Source organism: Lapidilactobacillus achengensis, assembly GCF_003946655.1.
In the GTDB taxonomy this organism is placed as follows: Bacteria; Bacillota; Bacilli; order Lactobacillales; family Lactobacillaceae; genus Lapidilactobacillus; species Lapidilactobacillus achengensis.
In genome coordinates this window covers 115,308-134,492 of record NZ_RHOV01000002.1, presented here as the reverse complement: position 1 = coordinate 134,492, position 19,185 = coordinate 115,308, and the positions used below count along the sequence as shown (strand labels likewise).

24 protein-coding genes and 1 tRNA gene are annotated in these 19,185 nt (G+C 49.6%); 19 read left to right on the top strand and 6 right to left on the bottom strand.

Annotation, left to right across the window (positions count from 1 at the left end; genetic code table 11):
* Positions 1-63 precede the first annotated feature (63 nt).
* From EKM94_RS02095 to EKM94_RS02050, 10 genes are all read left to right on the top strand, one after another.
* Entirely contained in the window at positions 64-1,062 is a 999-nt protein-coding gene (locus EKM94_RS02095; RefSeq protein WP_164511059.1) for a Gfo/Idh/MocA family protein, read from the top strand.
* Positions 1,059-2,336: a DEAD/DEAH box helicase gene (locus EKM94_RS02090; protein WP_125596723.1), complete on the top strand. Its 1,278-nt coding sequence runs from the start codon at positions 1,059-1,061 to the stop codon at positions 2,334-2,336. Before EKM94_RS02095 ends, EKM94_RS02090 begins: the two co-directional genes overlap by 4 nt.
* 353 nt (positions 2,337-2,689) lie before the next feature.
* The gene (locus EKM94_RS02085; protein WP_125596981.1) at positions 2,690-2,986 is read left to right on the top strand and encodes a PTS lactose/cellobiose transporter subunit IIA; all 297 of its coding nucleotides are present in this window, start codon (positions 2,690-2,692) and stop codon (positions 2,984-2,986) included.
* 109 nt (positions 2,987-3,095) lie between these two features.
* A complete protein-coding gene (locus EKM94_RS02080) occupies positions 3,096-4,463 on the top strand; it encodes a PTS sugar transporter subunit IIC (RefSeq protein ID WP_125596719.1) in 1,368 nt (455 codons plus the stop codon).
* A gap of 258 nt (positions 4,464-4,721) precedes the next feature.
* Entirely contained in the window at positions 4,722-4,946 is a 225-nt protein-coding gene (locus EKM94_RS02075) for a hypothetical protein (protein WP_125596715.1), read from the top strand.
* Complete coding sequence (locus EKM94_RS02070; RefSeq protein WP_125596712.1) at positions 4,946-5,233, top strand: hypothetical protein; 288 nt, start codon at positions 4,946-4,948, stop codon at positions 5,231-5,233. The genes EKM94_RS02075 and EKM94_RS02070 overlap by 1 nt, the downstream gene beginning before the upstream one ends.
* On the top strand, positions 5,230-5,643 hold the full coding sequence (locus tag EKM94_RS02065; RefSeq protein WP_125596709.1) for a DUF3284 domain-containing protein: 414 nt from the start codon (positions 5,230-5,232) through the stop codon (positions 5,641-5,643). Before EKM94_RS02070 ends, EKM94_RS02065 begins: the two co-directional genes overlap by 4 nt.
* Positions 5,644-5,777: 134 nt before the next feature.
* Positions 5,778-7,232 (top strand): glycoside hydrolase family 1 protein, encoded by a 1,455-nt coding sequence (locus EKM94_RS02060; RefSeq protein ID WP_125596706.1) that lies wholly within the window; start codon positions 5,778-5,780, stop codon positions 7,230-7,232.
* On the top strand, positions 7,229-8,425 hold the full coding sequence (locus EKM94_RS02055) for a GNAT family N-acetyltransferase (RefSeq protein WP_125596703.1): 1,197 nt from the start codon (positions 7,229-7,231) through the stop codon (positions 8,423-8,425). Before EKM94_RS02060 ends, EKM94_RS02055 begins: the two co-directional genes overlap by 4 nt.
* 476 nt (positions 8,426-8,901) lie before the next feature.
* On the top strand, positions 8,902-9,483 hold the full coding sequence (locus EKM94_RS02050) for a sugar O-acetyltransferase (protein ID WP_225422127.1): 582 nt from the start codon (positions 8,902-8,904) through the stop codon (positions 9,481-9,483).
* A gap of 453 nt (positions 9,484-9,936) precedes the next feature.
* Here the strand turns inward: EKM94_RS02050 and EKM94_RS02045 are convergent.
* The 3 genes from EKM94_RS02045 to EKM94_RS02035 form a co-directional block, all read right to left on the bottom strand.
* Positions 9,937-10,010: transfer RNA gene (locus EKM94_RS02045), tRNA-Arg, on the bottom strand.
* 83 nt (positions 10,011-10,093) lie between these two features.
* Entirely contained in the window at positions 10,094-10,279 is a 186-nt protein-coding gene (locus tag EKM94_RS02040; RefSeq protein ID WP_125596697.1) for a hypothetical protein, read from the bottom strand.
* The gene (locus EKM94_RS02035) at positions 10,276-11,514 is read right to left on the bottom strand and encodes an aminopeptidase (RefSeq protein WP_125596694.1); all 1,239 of its coding nucleotides are present in this window, start codon (positions 11,512-11,514) and stop codon (positions 10,276-10,278) included. Before EKM94_RS02035 ends, EKM94_RS02040 begins: the two co-directional genes overlap by 4 nt.
* Positions 11,515-11,637: 123 nt before the next feature.
* Between EKM94_RS02035 and EKM94_RS12745 the strand changes: the two genes are divergently transcribed.
* The 4 genes from EKM94_RS12745 to wecB all read left to right on the top strand — a co-directional run bounded on the left by EKM94_RS12745 (position 11,638) and on the right by wecB (position 13,890).
* Positions 11,638-11,763 (top strand): hypothetical protein, encoded by a 126-nt coding sequence (locus tag EKM94_RS12745; protein WP_263853211.1) that lies wholly within the window; start codon positions 11,638-11,640, stop codon positions 11,761-11,763.
* A 234-nt stretch (positions 11,764-11,997) separates the two neighbouring features.
* A complete protein-coding gene (locus EKM94_RS12260; RefSeq protein WP_164511058.1) occupies positions 11,998-12,171 on the top strand; it encodes a hypothetical protein in 174 nt (57 codons plus the stop codon).
* 255 nt (positions 12,172-12,426) lie between these two features.
* Positions 12,427-12,684, top strand: a complete 258-nt coding sequence (locus EKM94_RS02030) for a hypothetical protein (protein ID WP_125596691.1) — start codon at positions 12,427-12,429, stop codon at positions 12,682-12,684.
* Positions 12,685-12,744: 60 nt separating this feature from the next.
* Positions 12,745-13,890 carry a non-hydrolyzing UDP-N-acetylglucosamine 2-epimerase gene (wecB, locus tag EKM94_RS02025; protein ID WP_125596688.1) on the top strand — a complete coding sequence of 382 codons (1,146 nt, stop codon included), beginning with the start codon at positions 12,745-12,747 and terminating at the stop codon, positions 13,888-13,890.
* A gap of 249 nt (positions 13,891-14,139) precedes the next feature.
* Here wecB and EKM94_RS02020 read toward each other — a convergent pair whose 3' ends face one another.
* The 3 genes from EKM94_RS02020 to EKM94_RS02010 all read right to left on the bottom strand — a co-directional run bounded on the left by EKM94_RS02020 (position 14,140) and on the right by EKM94_RS02010 (position 15,567).
* Positions 14,140-14,679 (bottom strand): GtrA family protein, encoded by a 540-nt coding sequence (locus tag EKM94_RS02020; protein ID WP_125596685.1) that lies wholly within the window; start codon positions 14,677-14,679, stop codon positions 14,140-14,142.
* Between the two features lie 6 nt (positions 14,680-14,685).
* Positions 14,686-15,141, bottom strand: coding sequence for a flavodoxin (locus EKM94_RS02015; RefSeq protein WP_125596682.1), 456 nt, complete (start codon positions 15,139-15,141; stop codon positions 14,686-14,688).
* Positions 15,142-15,231: 90 nt separating this feature from the next.
* Entirely contained in the window at positions 15,232-15,567 is a 336-nt protein-coding gene (locus EKM94_RS02010) for a hypothetical protein (protein ID WP_125596679.1), read from the bottom strand.
* A 314-nt stretch (positions 15,568-15,881) separates the two neighbouring features.
* On the opposite strand from EKM94_RS02010, the gene EKM94_RS02005 reads away from it, so the two are divergent.
* The 5 genes from EKM94_RS02005 to EKM94_RS01985 all read left to right on the top strand — a co-directional run bounded on the left by EKM94_RS02005 (position 15,882) and on the right by EKM94_RS01985 (position 19,160).
* A complete protein-coding gene (locus EKM94_RS02005) occupies positions 15,882-16,316 on the top strand; it encodes a hypothetical protein (RefSeq protein WP_125596676.1) in 435 nt (144 codons plus the stop codon).
* A gap of 122 nt (positions 16,317-16,438) precedes the next feature.
* On the top strand, positions 16,439-17,029 hold the full coding sequence (locus EKM94_RS02000) for an AAA family ATPase (RefSeq protein WP_125596673.1): 591 nt from the start codon (positions 16,439-16,441) through the stop codon (positions 17,027-17,029).
* A 56-nt stretch (positions 17,030-17,085) separates the two neighbouring features.
* Entirely contained in the window at positions 17,086-17,346 is a 261-nt protein-coding gene (locus tag EKM94_RS01995) for a YdeI/OmpD-associated family protein (RefSeq protein ID WP_125596670.1), read from the top strand.
* 205 nt (positions 17,347-17,551) lie between these two features.
* Positions 17,552-18,007, top strand: a complete 456-nt coding sequence (locus EKM94_RS01990) for a helix-turn-helix domain-containing protein (protein ID WP_125596667.1) — start codon at positions 17,552-17,554, stop codon at positions 18,005-18,007.
* Positions 18,008-18,227: 220 nt separating this feature from the next.
* The gene (locus EKM94_RS01985; protein ID WP_125596664.1) at positions 18,228-19,160 is read left to right on the top strand and encodes a 2-dehydropantoate 2-reductase; all 933 of its coding nucleotides are present in this window, start codon (positions 18,228-18,230) and stop codon (positions 19,158-19,160) included.
* Positions 19,161-19,185 lie beyond the last annotated feature (25 nt).

Here is a 19,185-nt window from a genome sequence, read left to right as displayed (position 1 = left end):
TCTCCGTGGCATTTTTGTTACAATAGGGTAACGGGACAAAAGAAAACAAAGGGGTCCATGCACATGACAAATGTAGGAACGATCGGTACCAGTCAAATCACAAAAACTTTCGTTGAGGCGTGTATCGCCAGTCGCGCCTTTACAGTCAGCCACTTGTACTCGCGGGATAAAGCGAAAGCGCAAGCCTTGATCGATGACTTGTTTTTACCAGAAGCAACGGCGCATGACGACTTAGAGGCCTTCTTCACCGCGCCAGACTTAGAAGTCGTTTATGTGGCGTCACCAAATAGTTTACATTTCGCCCACGTTAAGGCCGCCTTGGAACACGGCAAGAGCGTGATCGTGGAGAAACCCGCGTTCGCCACGATCGCCGAGTATGACGAAATCGACGCTTATTTGCAGGCGCACCCAGACTTGCACGTGATTGAAGCGGCGCGTCATTTATTCGACAGCAATTACTTGACGGCCCAGGAGAAAGTTCGTCAATTGACGGAAATCACTGGGGCGACTTTGACATATATGAAATATTCCAGCCGTTTCGACGCCTTCCAGGCCGGGCAAAATCCCAACATCTTCTCGCCGAAATTCGCTGGGGGCGCGCTTTACGATTTAGGCGTTTATCTATTGTACGCTGCTGTGGATTGGTTCGGCGTGCCTGAATCCAGCGCGTATTACGCCACGAAGGCAGACAACGGCATTGATTTGCACGGGCTGGCGCGGCTCCACTATCCTAAATTCGATGTGGCTTTGATTTTCGGGAAGGACCAGCAATCCTTCTTGGCCAGCGAAATTTACTCGCACCGCAAGACGCTGTGGCTGGACAATCTGGGCGAACCGACACAAGTGCGGCTTTACGATAGTCCTGCGGTTTATCAGGATCTCAGCCAACATACCGCGGAGAATAGCTTGGTGGAAGAAGTCAACGCGATCAGCCTGATGTTCACCAACCGTGAAGAAGACAAATTCAAACATTACTGGCAACTGGCGGGACAAGTCAATCGACTTTTGGTTGAATTACGGGCCAGCGCTGGGATCGTTTTCGAAAGTGACCAGACAAAATGACAACACAACCTGAATATGTAACGCCGATCCCGCCCTTCCAACCTTTATGGCAAGCGGCGGGCTATACGGTACCCACCCCGATCCAAAAGGCCGTTTATTGGCCGATCAAACGCGGCGAGCCTGTCTTAGGGTTAGCGGCCACCGGTAAAGGCAAGACCTTAGCCTTTGCGCTGCCATTATTAGAAACGTTGCAACCGCGGCAGGGCAGTCAATTACTGATCCTGGAGCCTAGCGCTGAATTGGCGATGCAAGTCCGCGAAGTGGTCCGACCATTTGCGGCGGCCATCGACTTGAAGGTGCAGGGCGTGGTGGGCAAGGCCAATTTGAAGCGCCAATTGACACAATTGAAGACCCATCCAGAAGTCCTGGTCGCCACAGTGGGCCGGTTGACGGAATTGTTGAATCAGCGCCAGCTCAAAGCGGACCGCCTGACCACCTTGGTGATCGACGAGGCCGATCTGCAATTGGATCCGGAACATTTGACCGCGACCCGGGAGCTGATCAGCAAATTCCCCGCCGATACCCAAATGGTTCTGATGTCCGCCACAGAACAGCCGATTTTCCAGGAGTTGGCTCAATGGTTTGGCTATGACTTCGTGCGCTGCGATACCCGGCGTCAAGATCAAGAACAGCAGCAAACCGCCCATGATTTCCTGATCGTCGGCAACCATCATAAGGCCGAACTGATGAAGCAGTTGGCGCGGGGACCGATCGCCGGCGATCACGCCTTGGTCTTCGTCCGCCACCAAGGCCAGGCCCAGACCCTCTTCAAGACCTTGAAATACATCAATTTAAAAGTTGGCATGTTGACAGGGCGCGAATCCAGTCAGGAGCGGCAGCGGATCATGCAACAATTTCGTCAAGGCAAGTTGACTTATTTAGTGACCACGGAGTTAGCGGCGCGCGGCTTGGATTTCGCCGGCCTGAGTTTCGTGATCAATTATGATATGCCCAGCGATCTGACCAGCTATATTCATCGGGCTGGTCGGACCGGGCGGATGAGCCACCAAGGTACGGTGATCAGCTTAGGTAACGACCACGATCGCCGTGATTTGCAAAAGTTGGTGAGCCCAAATTACCAAATTCGGACGGTTTATTTGATCGATAAACAGCTACAAACGGACAAACCACTCAAAACAAAACCAATTCGCGAGAAAAATTGGTCTATGCCAAATGAAAAAGCAGGTCATTCGGTCCAGAAAGCACCAGAATTGCGAAAAAAGACACATAAAAAGAAACGCTTCCGTGATCAGAAAAATATTGGTAAACACTAGTGAATCCTTATTTTAATTTAGGATTTTCTTAAAGAATCGCCCATTTGGTGCGGCGTTACCCGGTCTTATGCGAGATCAGGTGGCGCCGCTTTCATTTGCGCTATACCACTAAAAAGAGGTTGACAAATCTAGTAGTGAATCCTTATAATCTAATTATGGTCTGGACCAATCATAAACTTTTATCAAAAACAGACTTGTTGTGAAGTTTTGATTGTGCTAAACTTGGTTGTAGCAATGAAAATGTTTTCATTGTTGGCTGCTGTTGGAGCAGTTTTTGCAATTATTTTTGTTTAAACTTTGAGAGCGGAAGGAGGCTAAGAAGATTGGACGAAGATCAAAATCTACAAGCGGTCATGGGCTTGATTGTCAATGGCGGTAATGCAAAGAGTAGCTCGATGGAGGCAATTCAAGCTGCTAAGACGGGTGATTTTGAGGGCGCTGACGCGAAGCTGAAAGAAGCAGACGCATCATTAGCGGAAGCTCATAATTCCCAGACCGGGATGCTGACCAAAGAGGCGAGTGGTGAGCATGTCACAGTTACCTTGTTGATGGTTCATTCACAGGACCACTTGATGAACGCGATCACTTTCCGTGATTTAGCTGGCGAAATCGTTGATTTGTACAAGAAATTAGCTGGCAAAGAAGCATAGACAACTATGTTTAGCACTTAGTTCTAACTAGTTTTTAGCTATTTTTTATTTTTTGGGTTGGTCGAAAGACCGAAAATATGGGTTAGCTTTTATTTTGGAGGTTATATTTATGCAAGGGATTGTAAATTGGCTTGAGAAATATGTTGTGCCAGTTGCAACAAAAATTGGTTCTATTCCTTGGTTAGTCGCTTTACGTGATGGCTTCATTTCTACGATGCCAATCACCATGGCTGGTTCGTTAGCAACTTTGTTGAACGCATTGTTGCAAACATACCCAACTCAATGGGGCTGGACTGGTTTTGTTAATGCGATTCAACCAATCGTTGCGATTGATGGCTTGGTTTCAAACGGTTCCTTAGGAATCTTCGCAGTCTTCTTCGCAGCAATGTGGGGCTACCACTTGGCTGAGAACTATCATGCTGATGGCTTAGGCGGTTCTCTGGTTTCATTATCCGCGTTCTTCCTGTCAATCAACAGCTCAACAAGTTTGACTTTGGCTAAACCATTGTCATCTAGTGTTGCTAAAATGTTTACTGATGCTAATGCAGCAGTTGATGGCAAAACAGTAACTATCAGCAATTTATTCGCTTTTGGTCAATTGAACTCAGCTGCTTTGTTCACTGCCATGATTCTTGGTGGGTTAGCAGTTGTTATCTATATCTGGTTACTGCATAAAGACATCACAATCAAGATGCCTGATACAGTGCCACCTGCAGTTTCTAAAGCATTTACAGCTATGATTCCTTCTATGGCTGCGATCTTTGGGGTTGCGATCCTTAACTACTTGTTCAACAAGTTAACTGGCCAAGTCTTCGGTGACTGGATCAATGCAACGATCCAAGCGCCATTGATGAAGTTAGGCCAAGGCCCTGGCTTAGTTATCTTAGTTTCCTTGTTAGTTCAAATTCTTTGGTTCTTCGGTATTCACGGACCAAACGTTTTGGGCCCTATCTTGGAAGGTGTTTGGACACCAACACAGAACTTGAACATCCAAGCTTTGATTGATGGCAAACAAGCACAATACTACTGGACTCGTAGCTCATTTGATGCTTACGTATGGTTTGGTGGTTCTGGTGGTACGATCGTTCTGTTGGCAGCAATTTTGATTTTCTCAAAACGTGCTGATGAAAAGGCTGTCGCTAAATTAGCGTTAGCGCCTGGTCTGTTCAACATCAACGAACCTGTTATGTTTGGTTTGCCAATTGTCTTGAATGCAATTTACTTCATTCCATTCATCTTGGCTCCAGTTGTTAACACAATCATTGCTTACTTTGTAACTGCAGCTCATTGGGTTAGCCCAGTCACAATCTCTGTTCCTTGGATCACTCCACCAGTATTACTGGCATGGTTGGCCACGAACTTTGATTGGCGTGCTGCCGTGTTAGCTTTGGTTAACATCGTTATTGCCTTCTTCATCTGGTTACCATTCGTTCTTGCTTCAAGTCGGATGGCTGCTGACGAAGAACAAGCAGCTTAATTACAAAACTGAATAAGTTTGATTAAGTTATCTAGAAAGGGGCTGGCAGGTCATTGATCTGCTGGCCCTTTCTAACTTAAAAAGAGCGCTTTCCTAAATCATCGCGCTTATCTTGCCGGATCCTCGCGCAAATCAACGCCGAAATTTGGGGTAAATTTAACCGATAAATTATCCAGAATTGTTGCATTCGAGCGGTGAAATGGCTTATCCTATAATGGTAATAAAAATATTTATGACAAATCAAAGGAGATCAAAATTATGATTTTTTTAAACGCACCGATTTCTCAAGACAAGATTATCGACCTGTTAAACAGCTACAATGAAAATGGTGTTTCCTTCAAGCTCAAGAGCAAGAATGGCATGAAATTAGTCTTTGAGACCACTGCTGACGACTTGGAAGCGGCCGCAAAATTAGCGAAATCCTTGATCAAGGCGCAATCTTGGGGCATGGTGCTTTACTTCCAGGCTGGGGTAGAAAAATAATGCCTCGCCGCGGTTTATTGATAATGACCTTGGGCTTTCTGACCATCATGATCAGCCCGGCTGGTCCTGGCGCGACTGATATTCGCTCAGGAATCATGTTTACTGGTTTGATCATTGCCGCTCTTGGTTTCTGGTTGTTTCGTCATGATTCAAAGGTGTATAGCGCCAAGGTCGCTGAAGAGAACAAAAAGGCTGACGCCGAGTATGTTCGCGAACATGATCCTAAAACGGCGCGCCCCGATGATGCTGATGTCACTACCACAGAGAAGAAGGGGACTAAGAAATGAAACTCGTGCAGAAATTAAATATTCCTAGTAACTATTTTTACCACAAGATCATCGATTCAGTTCTCTATGACATTCGCAAGCAAACTGGTACTGATGTAACTGAGGATCAATTGGATGGCTTTAGTTATGTTAAGAAGTTCAATAACACGACGTCGGCTAAATTGTTGATCACCAAATTAGTGCCCAATGAAGCGTATCATTATGAAACACAATCGACGCAAACCAAGTTCTTGGTCAGCTATGATATCAAGGCGATCGGTGATCATGAGACGGAATTGACTTATGAAGAACACGTTGAAGCGAAGAGCTGGATGCGGCAAGTCAACAACATGGTCGTTGGTTGGCTCATGGGTTGGATGCGGCGTCGTGATTTCCGCAAAATGTTGACGCAGATCGAAGAATCATACTAGATCTGGTTGATCTGGTTTCTGCGGTCAATCTGATGGATGTTTGATTTGATTGATTTGCGGAATCTTCCTGATCCGCTAGATTGTTAGATCTGTCGGTGAATTTGAACAGGTTTCTAAATATCGGAGGCGAAAGAATGGAACACAAAGAATTGACCGCTTTTCCTAAGAGTTTCTTGTGGGGCTCTGCTTCGGCTGCTTACCAAATCGAAGGGGCCTACCGCGAAGGCGGTAAGGGTCTATCAGTTTGGGATAAGTTCGTCCGGATCCCTGGCAAGACTTACGAAGGAACCAATGGTGATGTGGCCGTTGATCACTATCATCGTTATCAAGAAGATGTTGACCTGATGGCTGAAGCTGGCTTGAAGGCGTATCGTTTCTCCATTGCTTGGACGCGGATCTTCCCTAATGGCAAAGGCGAACCGAATGAAGCTGGTTTGAAGTTCTATGACGATTTGATCAATGATCTGATTGCGCATAAGATCGAACCTGTGGTAACGATTTATCACTGGGACTTGCCTCAAGCGTTGCAGGATGAGTATGGTGGTTGGGAATCTCGGGAAATTATTCCTGATTTCTTGAATTACGCGAAAACCCTGTTTGACCGCTATGGCGATCGGGTTCGTTATTGGGTCACCTTGAATGAACAGAATATCTTTATGCAACATGGCTATTTGATGGCCAGTCATCCACCAGCAGTTAAGGATCCTAAACGGATGTATGCGGCGAATCATATCGGTAATTTGGTCAACGCGACGGTGATCAAATATTTCCACGAACATGGTTATCAAGGTCAAATTGGACCAAGTTTCGCTTATAGTCCAGCTTATCCAGCTGATGCGGCGCCAATCAATCAACTGGCGGCGGATAATGCGGAACAATTCAATTCTTACTATTGGATGGATATGTATGTTTTCGGTCATTATCCTGATTTGATCCGGAAATGGCAGACAGAACAAGGTCTAGCGCCTGAAATCACCGAAGCGGACGACGCGTTGTTAAAAGACCCATTGTCTCATCCTGATTTCATGGGCTTGAACTACTACCAGACCAACACCGTGGCGGCCAATCCGTTAGATGGTGTGGGCATGGCGGCGGAGAATACTTCTGGTAAGAAGGGGACCTCGAAAGAATCCGGTGTTCCCGGCTTATTCAAGATGGCTAAGAACGATTATTTGCAAAAAACTGATTGGGATTGGAATATCGATCCGATCGGCTTGCGGATCGCGTTACGGCGGATCAATAGTCGTTATCAATTGCCAGTTTTGATTACGGAAAACGGGTTGGGCGCGTTCGACACCTTAGAAGCTGATCACGAGATCCATGATGATTATCGGATCCACTTCTTGCGCGAACACGTGAAGGCGATCCACGAAGCCATTAGCGATGGCGTTGACGTTATCGGTTACACCACTTGGAGCTTCACGGACTTACTCAGCTGGCTCAATGGTTACCGCAAGCGTTACGGCTTTGTTTATGTCAATCGCGATGAAGAAAGCGAGAAAGATCTGGCGCGTTATCCGAAGGACAGTTTCTATTGGTACAAACAGGTCATTGCCAGCAATGGTGAGGACTTAGGAGAACAGAAATGACCAAGGTCGTTTTGCTCCAAGAAGCTGACCAAGCGCTCCTCGATCAGTATTTAGAGCTTTGTTATTACGCGTTCGATCGCCCCAGCAATGCTGGTCGCCGTGAGAAGTTTATGGTTTTGGCTAAGCACAGCCATGTCTTTGTGTTGCTCGACGATGCCGGCCAGGTCAAAAGTGGCTTGATGGTCACCAATTTACCTGTGAACTGGCATGGACGCAGCTTGCTCATGGCTGGGATCGGTTACGTGGCGACTTATCCGGAATTCGGTGGTCAAGGCGCGATCAGTCAGTTGATGCAGGCGGCTTATGCCCAAATGGCTCAAGATGGGGTTTACTTATCCTATCTAGCGCCGTTCTCCTTCAGGTTTTATCGCCGCTTCGGCTTTGAACAGGTTTTCGATCAGGTCAAGTATCAACTGACCGCCGCTAATTTCCCCCGCTTACCGAAAAACCAAACCGGCTCTGTGGTGCGCGCTGATTTTTCCGCGCATTTACCGGAAATGGCTCGGCTTTATCAAGCCAATTTCCAGAGTCAACAAGGTGGGGTGACCCGCCCGGATTGGTGGCAAGCTTATCGTTTCAGTAAACATTCGCGCTGGGAACTGGCTTTATCCAAGGATGAAACTGGTGAGCTTGATGGCTATCTGCTGTATGAGCGCGAACCTGGGACCGAGTTTCGGGTTGTGGAGTTGATGGCGACCAGTTCCGCCGCGCAGACACGCTTGTGGACTTTCGTTGGGAAACATGTCAGCAGTTATCAGTCCTTCAGCTATACCAGCAGCAACCAAGCGCCGCATAATGACTGGCTGCCTGAGTCTTATCAGGTTCAGACGACGATCCAGCCTTATATGATGGCCGCGGTGGCGAACTGGCCGGCGCTGCTAGCGAATTGGCAGTTTACCGCCGATTTGGCGCAACCCATCACCATGACGATCAGCGACGATTTCTATCCGCAAAACGCGGGTGTTTGGGAACTGACCGTCACCGCTGGTCAAGGTCAACTGAAGCCCAGCGCCGCCGAGCAAGTCGATCTGCGTATCGATACCCGCCAGCTGACAAAAGTCGTTTTAGGCTACCGCAGCTTGCGCGAATTGCAACAGGCCGGCACTGATCTGCAAGCCGATCCAGCAACCCTGGACCGCCTACAAGCCAGCCTGACCTACCCCAACAAACCAATGCTCTGGGACTATTTTTAAAAACAGAGTGCGGAGCGCAACGGGTTGACTTTGAGCATTAACCTAGCTCTTGCTTTGGAAGCCGCACTTCGCTTCCAAAACAAGAGCGTAGTTAAGCGCAGAAGTCAGTTGCGCGCAGCACGTTTCAAAAACAGAGTGCGTAGCTAAGCGGAACAGCCAATCCTCGCGCAGCACGTTTCAAAACAGAGTGCGAGCCAGCCCGGTTAGCTTCTGAGCATTAACCTAGCTAGGATTTTGGAAGCGGGTTTCGCTTCCGGAAGCCTAGCGTAGTTAAGCGCAAGAAGCTGGGCTGGCGAGCACGTTTCAAATCAAGAGTTCGAAAAGGCAAGGACCAAGGAGATTCCCATTGGTCCTTGCTTTTTTATTAGGGACAATGAAAGAAGTCCGTTGCCGCATCTCAGGAAAAAGTTGATTGACAATCACCCGCTGGTTCTTTATGGTAATGTTAGAAATCAATTTATTAAGGAGAAATTATGGTGCGAACTGAAAAAGAGAAGAGTTTTGCTGGCGAGTGGTATGATCCCAATGGCGATCCTGAGTTGGTCGCCGACCGGAAAAAGGCGATGGATCTCTGCCACCAGATCAATTTATTACCGACTTACAGCCCCGAACGCGCTGAGCTGTTACCGCAGCTTTTCCCTGAAATGGCGGCCAGTGTGGTGATCATCAACCCGATTTGGGTGGATTATGGTAATCATACAACGATTGGCGCGAATTCTTTCCTCAATCGAAATGCATTTCTGATGGATGAGGGCAAAATCACGATTGGCGAACATTGCTTGATTGGGCCCAATTGTGGCATGTACACCGCTAATCACACTTTCGACCCGATCGAGCGGCGCACCGGCGTGGAAGAGGCGCTGCCAATCACGATCGAAGATGATGTTTGGATCGGCGGCGATGTGACGATCACGCCTGGCGTGACGATCGGCCACGGTAGCATTATTGGCGCCAAGAGTTTGGTCAACAAGGATATCCCCGCGAATGTGATCGCGGTGGGCAATCCTTGTCACGTGTTGCGCGCGCTGACCGCGGCAGATAAAGTGCTACCTGAATGAATGGCGCCAGATGATTAATGGCGTGGCGCCGGCAATCGACACGAAAAAAGCAATCACGGGGCTGTGATTGCTTTTTTGAAACGCGCGGAGCGCAACTGACTTCTGTGCTTAGCTACGCTCTTGTTTCGGAAGCGAAGTGCGGCTTCCAAAGCAAGAGCTAGGCTAGTGCTCGAAGTCAACCCGTTGCGCTCCGCACTCTTTTGAAACGTGCTGCGCGAGGATTGGCTGTTCCGCTTAGCTACGCAACAGTTCCGGTGGCAAAGTACGCCACCAAAACTGTTGCTAGGCTAATGCTCACAGCCACCCATCCTCGCTCCGCACTCTCTGATTTGAAACGTGCTCGCCAGCCCAGCTTCTTGCGCTTAACTACGCTAGGATTCCGGAAGCGAAACCCGCTTCCAAAATCCTAGCTAGGTTAATGCTCAGAAGCTACCCGGGCTGGCTCGCACTCTATGCGGTGAGAGGGACTCGAACTCTCCACCTACGGCTTAGGAGGCCGTTGCTCTATCCAGATGAGCTATCACCGCGAAATACCTACTAATTATAATGGTTTTTGGCTGGTTAAGCAATCTGAATTGGCATCTGTTGGTTCGGAATTGTGGCTCGGCGCTCAAAGCGTGCCCATGCCTTGGAAAAGTTGCCACAGGCAGAAGAGGGTGCCCAGCAACAATACCACGGTGATGCTGAGAAAGAGTTTTCGGTCGCGCGGGCGGGTCCAATTCATATAAGTGATCCCGGCGGCAAAACAGGTGAAAATGATCATGGCGCCGCTAAGCATCAACCAGCCGCTACTCATTCGACCCAGTTGCCTTGGCGGAATAGTGGGACGACCGCGCCGCTTTTGGTAATGCCGTCGATGTTCATTTCGGCGGAACCGACCATAAAGTCCACATGGATCTGGCTGCTGTTCAACCCGGCCTTTTGTAAGGCGAGTTTGGTCATGTTGGTTCCGTTCTTGATTGAAAACGGATAGGCGGCGCCCAATGCGAGGTGGTCAGAGGCGTTTTCGTCGAAAAGGGTGTTGAAATAGGTGATGCCTGACTGCGAAATCGGCGATTGGTCGGGAACTAGCGCAACTTCGCCTAAGTGGCGGGCGCCATCATCGGTCGCCAAGAGATGGTCCAGGGTGGCCTGTCCTTGGGCGGCGGTGGCGGCGATCACCTTGCCGTGGGCGAACGTGAAGTGCAAGCCGCTCAGAATCGTTCCCGCGTAACTAAGGGGTTTGGTCGAACTTACGGTCCCGTCGACCCGATTGGCGTCCGGCGCGGTGAAAACTTCTTCCGTCGGCATATTAGGAATAAAGAAGTCGCCCTTTTCGTTGGTGGCACCAGCCGCCTCCCAGCGATGATCTTGCGGTAGCCCAATGACCAAGTCAGTTCCAGGCGCGGTGTAATGAAGTCGATCGAATTGTTGCGCGTTCAGCATTTCCGCCTTGGCGCTTAGTTTTTGGCGATGGTCTTCCCAAGCCTTGATTGGATCGGCGCTGTCTAAGCGCATCGTTTTGAAAATCGCTTGCCAAAGATGATCGGTCGCCACCTCCGCCGTCTCCCCAGGGAAAACCTTTTGGGCCCAGGCCGGACTTGCGGCGCCAATGATCAGCCAGCTCAAGCGATTGCTTTGAGTGGCGCTGCGCACGGCCTGAATCCCTTGACTATCCCGCCGTTGGAACGCGGCGATTTTGTCCGCGGGTAAGCCAGCCAAGGTGTCGGGATCACTGGACATCACGACCAGTCGTTTGATCCGCTGCGTGGCGATGTATTCTGACAAAGTTTCTTGATGGGGCAGCACACTGCTAAGCTCATCATCAGATTGCGCCTGCACAGCCAGCCGCTGGATCTGCGCGTCCTGCCACTGCATGATCACATTGCGCGCGCCCGCTCGATAAGCCGCCGCCACCAATAAGTGGGCAAAAGGCGCCTGCTCAACATCAATGGAAAGCGTCATTAAATCGCCTGGTTGGATATTTAGACCGATTTTGATGGCCAAATCGGCATAGGTTTGTAGTTGCTCGGTGAAATTTCTTGTCGTCATCAGAGATCCTCTTTTCGCTTGTTTAGCTCTAGTTTACCATGCTTTGTGAAGGGAAAGTAGCCTGAGCCTAATTGCAGGTGTGCTGGGTTTGGATGGGGACGCAACCGCCTCAGGACGTTTATCGTGGCTGGAACGCGGTGGGCATCGTTTGAAGCCAATCCGCAAGCCCAGCGGCTTGTCTTCAAATCGAGCCTTATTCTAAGCGATAAATCGCTAAGAATAATCTCACCGCTGAGCCACACGTCCTGAGGCGGTTGCTAGGCAGAATTGAGCCTATCTGCCATCAAGGCGAAGGATTAGACGAAGTGCTTTCGCAAGCGAGAGATCAAACAATTGTCCTTTTTGTGGTGGTACGGCAACGCAAACTGAGTCCAGATGCCTGTGCGCTGTTATTGAACCTTGCTTGATTGCAGGCGTGGTTGGGTTTAGGTGGACGCAACCGGCTGGGACTGCTGTTGCGGACTGGAACGTGGTGGGCATCGTTTGAAGCCAATTCCAAAAGCGGGAATTGTCTTCAAATCGAGCCTTGTCCTAAGCGGCAAAGCCGCCAAGGACAATTTCACCACTGAGCCGCGCAGTCCCAGCCGGTTGCTGAACAGAATTGAGCTCATCTGCAATCAAGGCGAAGGATTAGACGAAGTGCTTTTGCAAGTGTAGTGGTCAAACAATTGCCCACTTTTTGGTGGTACGGCAATGTCAACCGATCTGGATTAGTTGGTTGGTACAGGTTGCATTGATTGGACATCCTTACCTGTTCCCTAAACAATCCTTGGGTGGAAACGTATCAATTCAGTTGATTCACCGAGAACCAGGTCTGTTCATCAGACAGACTATCCTGGTGTCACCAATTCAAGGATTGTAACCACTAACCACGGCCGTCAACTGCGTGGATTTCCATCAATTGACCATAGCTTGCCAATTGGCGCGAGTGCTCAAACGGCTGTTAAAACGTTGAGCGGCTGGAGCGGAGAAATTCGGGGTGAGATCGCCGTGAAATTGTCCTTGGCGGCTCTGCCGCTTAGGACAAGGCTCAGCTTTGAGATTCGCGGGTTTTGCGAAGCTCAAAGTGAAGCCCACAGCGAGCTCACCCCGAATTTCGCAGCGCAAGCTGCGGCCACGCTACTTTTGCCCGCACCACCAGCCCGCCCTGAAGCCCCACACGCAAAGTAAACACCAAGCTAAGTATGCTATAATTAGAGAACAGAACGATGAACTCGCGGAGGTAAGTAGATGGTAAAGCAGATCAAAGTGATGACCGTTTTTGGCACACGGCCAGAAGCAATCAAAATGGCGCCCTTGGTTCTAGAATTACAGCGGCGACCAGAATTCAAGGAGATCACCGTGGTGACCGCGCAACACCGGCAAATGTTAGATCAAGTTTTGGCGATTTTCAAAATCACGCCCGATTATGATCTGGACATTATGAAACAGCGCCAGACTTTAAGCCAAATCACTGGCCGAGTGTTGACCGGGATCGAAGAGGTGATCGCCGCTGAGAAGCCTGATATTGTTTTGGTCCATGGCGATACGACGACCTCCATGGCCGCGAGTTTAGCCGCTTTTTATCAGCAGACGACCTTGGGGCATGTGGAGGCGGGATTGCGGACCTGGAATAAGTATTCGCCGTTCCCCGAAGAAATGAATCGGCAGATCACCGATGATCTCAGTGATTTATATTTTGCGCCAACCAGCCAGAGTAAGGCTAATTTGTTGCAGGAGCACCATTCTTCTGAGCATTTGTATGTTACCGGCAATACGGCGATCGACGCTTTGAAGCAAACGGTCAAGGCCGATTATCATCATGATGTTCTCGATGAAGTCGATCCCGCGAAGAAGATGATTTTGGTGACGATGCACCGGCGGGAAAATCAGGGCGAACCGATGCGGCGCGTGTTCAAGGCGATGCGGCAAGTTGTTGACAGTCATGCTGATGTGGAAATCATTTATCCGGTCCATTTGAATCCGGTGGTCCAAGAGGCGGCCCACGAACTTCTGGGCAATGATCCCCGCATTCATTTGATTGATCCTTTAGATGTGGTTGATTTCCACAATTTGGCGGCGCGGTCTTATTTCATTATGACTGATTCCGGCGGTGTCCAAGAAGAGGCGCCTTCGCTGGGTAAGCCGGTGCTGGTCTTGCGTGATACCACCGAGCGGCCAGAAGGAGTGGCTGCGGGCACTTTGAAGTTGGTGGGCACGGATCCAGAGGTGGTCACGACCAATATGTTGCGATTATTGGAAGATGAGACCGCCTATCAAGCCATGGCCCACGCCAAAAATCCTTATGGGGATGGCCATGCCGCCGAACGGATCTGCACGGCGATCCACGCCTATTTCGATGATCAAGCCCCAGCGCCAACCGATTTTGAAGGCTAAAAGTGCCAGTCGGCCCGGGTAGCTTCTGAGCATTAACCTAGCCAAGGTTTTGGCAGCGGGTTGCGCTTCCGGAACATTTGCGTAGCTAAGCACAGAAGTCAGTTGCGGGCAGCACGTTTCCAAACCCGCGCGGCACATTCAAAAAAAGAACCACCTGATCATCAGCTTGACCGCAATGTTTGCCGGTCGGCGCTGATCAGGTGGTTTTTTATCGGGAATTGACGCGTCCTTGGTTCACTTCCGGACAGGCTAATGTGATTCTTGTTTCTTCTCGGGCTGATCTGGGCTGGTCTCCGAGGGCTCCGGCAAAGACGAGGGCGTGCGGCGGCGGCCCAGCCGTTCCTGCCGCAGCTTCCGTAGTCGCGCGGTCATGGCCTTCTGCTCCTTGCTGAACGTAAAGCGGGTGGTGGCATAGTTCAACAGGCCGACCAAGAGTTGATCGATGGTTTTGGCCCAGAAACTGGACATATGCAATACGCTGATCCCCAGCACCATGATTGCCGAATCCGCCAGCAAGCTCATGCCGCGAAAGAAGAAGAACGCGATCAATTCGGTGAACAGCGCGTAACCCGTTGAGTATTCCGATTTGAAAACGATCGACTTATTAGTGAAAAATCCAAAAACTACCGAAATCAGCCAGGCTAAGGTGTTGGCGAAAATGTAATGAACGTGCAGGCCGCTCTTGATCAACATAAAGGAAACAATGTTGATCACCGAAGCTAGAAAACCGAAAACTGTATAAATCAGGAAATCCCGATGCTTTAGGAGAAATTCACGAAATTTAATCATCGCAAGTTACCCGTTCTGTTGCGCTTTAGCAACTAATTCAGTCACGAATTGTTCTAGATGTTCAATGTCATCAGCTTCGGCGGCCAAGTCGATTTTGACGCTTTCCGCGCCTTTTGTCGCGCCGGTTTGCGCCAAGGCGCGGTCGAAATCGTCAACCGTCGCGCAGAAATGACCTTCATAAAATAAGTCGCCTGAGCCACAAGTGCCATAGATTTTACCGGTCAGATATTCTTCAAGCAAATCATCGTAAAAATCTTGGGCCTCGTCAGGCATGTCGCCTTCACCATAAGTATAGGTCACGATCACGCAGATGTCCGCGTCCTCGAAGTCCGACGCATCGGCTTGGGAAATTTCGGTGGTTTCAACATCAACGTCATGATTTTGGAATGCTTCTTCAACGATTTCTGCGATTTCTTCATTGTTGCCAGTCATGCTGGCGTAAACGATTTTGGCAGTAGTCAATCCACTTACCTCCAATTAGTCATTCTAGTTCTCATTATAAAGATTCGGCTGATAAATAGCCAATAACTTAGAAATTATACCAGAATATTCCTAAAATTCAATCTCGATTGTGGCGGCGTGGCGCTTGGTGGGGCTGGCGTACTTCACTTCGCTGAGTAAAAGTAGCTTGGCCGCGGCTTGCGCTGCGAAATTCGGGGTGAGCTCGCTGTGGGCATCACTTTGAGCTTCGCAAAACCCGCGAATCTCAAAGCTGAGCCTTGTCCTAAGCGGCAAAGCCGCCAAGGACAATTTCACGGCGATCTCACCCCGAATTTCTCCGCTCCAGCCGCTCAGCGTTTTAACAGTCGTTTGAGCACTCACGCCAGTTGGCAAGCTATGGTCAATTGACGGGGAACCACGCAATTGACGAACGTGGTTAGTGGCCACAATTTTTAAATTGGTGACTCCAGCGCAGTCCTTCTGATGAACAGAACTAGTTCTCAGCGAATCAACTGAATCGGTCTGATTCCACCGGTGGGTTGTTAAGGAAACAAGTAGAGGTGTTCAGCTTACAAAAAATGTCCCGACCTGCTAATCCGGATCCGTTGGCATTGCCGTACCACCACAAAAGCGGGAAGCTGATTTTATCAGAGCCCTTATTAAATTATTATCCAGGTTGGCTTGGTTGCCTCAGCAAAAAAGGGTAGAATTAAAGCAAGGGCAGAAATGGCTAGACCATGATCAAGTAGGGGGAATGGGCAGTGCGACGACAACGACAATTAGGGCGGGAAGAAACCTATCACGAACCGGCGGATATTGTTTATCATGACCGCCAGGAAGACTATCATGATGGCGATACTTGGCATGAGGATGTGCGGGTCAGCAGCCACCCGCACCAAACGCAAACCGGTTCCAAGCAGGGGGTGTTCGTTGAGTCCGAGTCCAGCATTACGGCGGGCTCTGGAATAGCGGAGCCCGAATCAGAGCAAGCAGAAACGGATCAACCCGAATCAGAGCAGGCAGAAACGGATCAACCCGAATCAGAGCAGCCAGAAGTGGACATACCCAATGCTAAGAGTGAGCGAATCGGCATGATCTCAGCCGCTATAGGTGTGATCATGACGATTATTATTATATTTAAATTTTTCTGGTCCGTTATTTCGAAATACATTGAATTGTTTGGTCCGCTTTTCTAGTGGTGCTGTTGCGGCCGTGATTGCAGTCGATGGCTACATTTGACTAAAATCCCGGCGTCCATGGTATGATAAGAAAAAAGCGCAGATTTCAGCTCTGCGCTGGTAAAACATAGGTGATCAAAATGATTATTTGGTTAAATGGCGCTTTTGGCGTCGGGAAATCGCAAACGGCGGCGGAGTTGAATCGGCGCTTGAATGGGTCGTCGCGCTATGACCCGGATAATGTGGGGACACTGTTGCGCAAACAGCTACCGAAATCATTGCGGTTGGACAATTTCCAGGATTATCCAGAATGGCGGCAATGGAATTATCAGTTATTGCGGAAAATCGCGTTGCAGGGCAAACAAACGGTGATCGTGCCGGAGGAGTTGCTGGAACCGCGCTATTTCGATGAGGTGATCGGGCGTTTGCGACAAGATCAAATTGATGTTCGCCATTATTTCTTGACCGCGGATCCGGAAACAATCAAGAAGCGGTTGAAGTTGCGCGGGGATCTGCACGACCAATTTGCGGTGACGCGGTTGAAGGATGAACAGGCGCCCTTGGATGACGTTAAATTCGCTCAGAAAATCGATACTTCGCAAATGACTTACGCGGAGATCGCCGATTTTATCGCGCGCGATTGTTCCTTGCGGATCCAACCGGCAATCAAGAACAAGTATGCCCAAGCGGCGGTGCAATTAGGGGATTCCTTCAAGAATCTCTGGCACTGATCGGATTTTTCACGTCAACCGTAAGTGAAAATAACATTGAGTCAGGAGCAAGGCAAATGATCAGTCGAAATTTAGCGGATTATGAGGCGATGATTCCCCAAGTGGCGGAATTATTGGCGGATGATCCAACACTTCAAGCGTTTTTTCGCGGATTGACCCCAGGCTATCAGCGGGAGTGGGCGCGCTATTTGTTTGGCGTCAAAGCCGACGCGACGCAGACCAAACATTTGGCGGAAATGAAGCAGATTTTCGCCGCGGGGTACAAATCTAAACGTGGTTACGCCACTGCCGTGAAGCAACAGCGAACGGCGCAATAACGCGCTGATAAGTTATTGCCAAACGGTCGTTACAGCGTTATATAACGCAAGCGAAAGCCTGAAGGAATAGGAATGCTTGTGCGACTGGCGAGATTTTGACGTGGGCGCTGGTGTAACTGGCAAGCCGCTAGCGCCACCGCTTGTAGCGCAAGCTAGGCAAAAACGGGCGTGACTGCTATACCTAAAAGTGACAGGAGGAAGTTATTTGGATTTCGGAGGACAAGTCAAGAAAATTCGGCAACAACACGCCTTAACGCAGGAACAGTTGGCCCAGCAGTTACATGTGTCGCGGCAAACTGTTTCTAGTTGGGAGAATAATCGTAATTTGCCGGATCTGGCCATGGTGGTCACCATTGCCCAACTTTTCCAAATCTCTCTTGATCAATTGATTTTAGGAGACGAAACGATGGCAAAGAAATTAGTTAAAGATGGTAGTCAAGTGCGCTTGGCCCGGCTCAATATCGCGACCGTGATCTTATTTGTATTAGGCGGCGCCTGCTTCTTGTCGGCGGCGTTGATCGGTTCCTCGCTGGACAGTAACGGCGTTTTACAGGAGCCTTTCTTCCTGATCCCCATCGGTTATTTATTGCTGTTTGGTGGGCTTATCGTGCTATTGGTCAACTTAGGCTTGCGGCTTTACCACCATTTTAAAACGAAATAACCAAGGCGTTATCCAGGCCAAGCGCGGCGAAAGCGGTTAGAATAGACCTGTAGTTTAGTTGTGTGCAGCACGTTTCCAAAAGAGTGCGGAACACAACGGGTTGACTTTGAGCATTAACCTAGGCAGGATTTTGGAAGCTGGTTGTGCTTCCGGAAACCTGGCGTAGTTAAGCGCAGAAGTCAGTTGTGTGCAACACGTTTCAAAAAAAGGAGTTTTAATCATGAAAATCGCAATTGCAGGTGCGGGCGCAATGGGTTCCCGCTTCGGGGTCATGCTTAGCCGTGCGGGAAATCAAGTCATTCTGATCGATCAGTGGGCGGAACATGTGGCGGCGATCAACGCCAAGGGTTTGACCGTTGATACAGAAACCGGCAGTTCTCAGGTCCACTTACCGGCGTACTTACCGGCCCAAGTGACGGAGAAACCAGAATTGGTGATCCTCTTTACCAAATCCATGGGTCTCCCGAAAATGTTAGCGGCGATCGAACCGATTTTGACACCGGAAACGAAGATCGTTTGCCTATTGAACGGCTTAGGTCACGTGCCAACCTTGGAGAAATACGTTCACCGAGAGAACATTTTTATGGGCGTGACGTTATGGACGGCGGCGTTGATCGGACCAGGTCACGTCAAACTAGTTGGTGATGGTCGCGTCGAAGTTCAAAATATCGTGCCGACGGAACAAGCGGCGGCCGAAGAAATCTGTCGCGTTTTCAGCGCGGCAGGGTTAAAGGCGGAATACAGTCCCAATGTGATTTTCTCGATCTGGCGAAAAGCCTGTGTCAATGGGACCTTGAATACTTTATGCACGTTGTTGGATTGCAACATCGCCCAGTTAGGCGCGTTGCCACAGACCGCGAAATTGTTGCGCCAGATCATCGCCGAGTTTGCCCTGGTCGCCAAACATGATGATCAAGTGGCCTTGCCTGTGGAGCCGATCGCCCGAGACATTGAGGCTTTGTATGATCCGAAGAAGGCGGGCGAGCACTATCCGTCCATGCATCAAGACCTGATCGAGCATCATCGTTTGACCGAGATCGATTATCTGAACGGTTACGTCGCGAAAAAGGCGGCGGCAGCTGGCTTGGCGACGCCGATCTGTCAACTGCTGACCGAATTGATCCACGCGAAAGAGGCGTTGTTGGTCAAATAGCGCCGCAACGCTGGTTGGTCATGAA

What these genes read in the sequence shown, in the direction of transcription:
- EKM94_RS02095 (WP_164511059.1), top strand. Translation starts at nt 64, where the DNA reads ATGACAAATGTAGGAACGATCGGTACCAGTCAAATCACAAAAACTTTC.
- EKM94_RS02090 (WP_125596723.1), top strand. Translation starts at nt 1,059, where the DNA reads ATGACAACACAACCTGAATATGTAACGCCGATCCCGCCCTTCCAACCT.
- EKM94_RS02085 (WP_125596981.1), top strand. Translation starts at nt 2,690, where the DNA reads ATGGGCTTGATTGTCAATGGCGGTAATGCAAAGAGTAGCTCGATGGAG.
- EKM94_RS02080 (WP_125596719.1), top strand. Translation starts at nt 3,096, where the DNA reads ATGCAAGGGATTGTAAATTGGCTTGAGAAATATGTTGTGCCAGTTGCA.
- EKM94_RS02075 (WP_125596715.1), top strand. Translation starts at nt 4,722, where the DNA reads ATGATTTTTTTAAACGCACCGATTTCTCAAGACAAGATTATCGACCTG.
- EKM94_RS02070 (WP_125596712.1), top strand. Translation starts at nt 4,946, where the DNA reads ATGCCTCGCCGCGGTTTATTGATAATGACCTTGGGCTTTCTGACCATC.
- EKM94_RS02065 (WP_125596709.1), top strand. Translation starts at nt 5,230, where the DNA reads ATGAAACTCGTGCAGAAATTAAATATTCCTAGTAACTATTTTTACCAC.
- EKM94_RS02060 (WP_125596706.1), top strand. Translation starts at nt 5,778, where the DNA reads ATGGAACACAAAGAATTGACCGCTTTTCCTAAGAGTTTCTTGTGGGGC.
- EKM94_RS02055 (WP_125596703.1), top strand. Translation starts at nt 7,229, where the DNA reads ATGACCAAGGTCGTTTTGCTCCAAGAAGCTGACCAAGCGCTCCTCGAT.
- EKM94_RS02040 (WP_125596697.1), bottom strand. Translation starts at nt 10,279, where the DNA reads ATGAGTAGCGGCTGGTTGATGCTTAGCGGCGCCATGATCATTTTCACC.
- EKM94_RS02035 (WP_125596694.1), bottom strand. Translation starts at nt 11,514, where the DNA reads ATGACGACAAGAAATTTCACCGAGCAACTACAAACCTATGCCGATTTG.
- wecB (WP_125596688.1), top strand. Translation starts at nt 12,745, where the DNA reads ATGGTAAAGCAGATCAAAGTGATGACCGTTTTTGGCACACGGCCAGAA.
- EKM94_RS02020 (WP_125596685.1), bottom strand. Translation starts at nt 14,679, where the DNA reads ATGATTAAATTTCGTGAATTTCTCCTAAAGCATCGGGATTTCCTGATT.
- EKM94_RS02000 (WP_125596673.1), top strand. Translation starts at nt 16,439, where the DNA reads ATGATTATTTGGTTAAATGGCGCTTTTGGCGTCGGGAAATCGCAAACG.
- EKM94_RS01995 (WP_125596670.1), top strand. Translation starts at nt 17,086, where the DNA reads ATGATCAGTCGAAATTTAGCGGATTATGAGGCGATGATTCCCCAAGTG.
- EKM94_RS01985 (WP_125596664.1), top strand. Translation starts at nt 18,228, where the DNA reads ATGAAAATCGCAATTGCAGGTGCGGGCGCAATGGGTTCCCGCTTCGGG.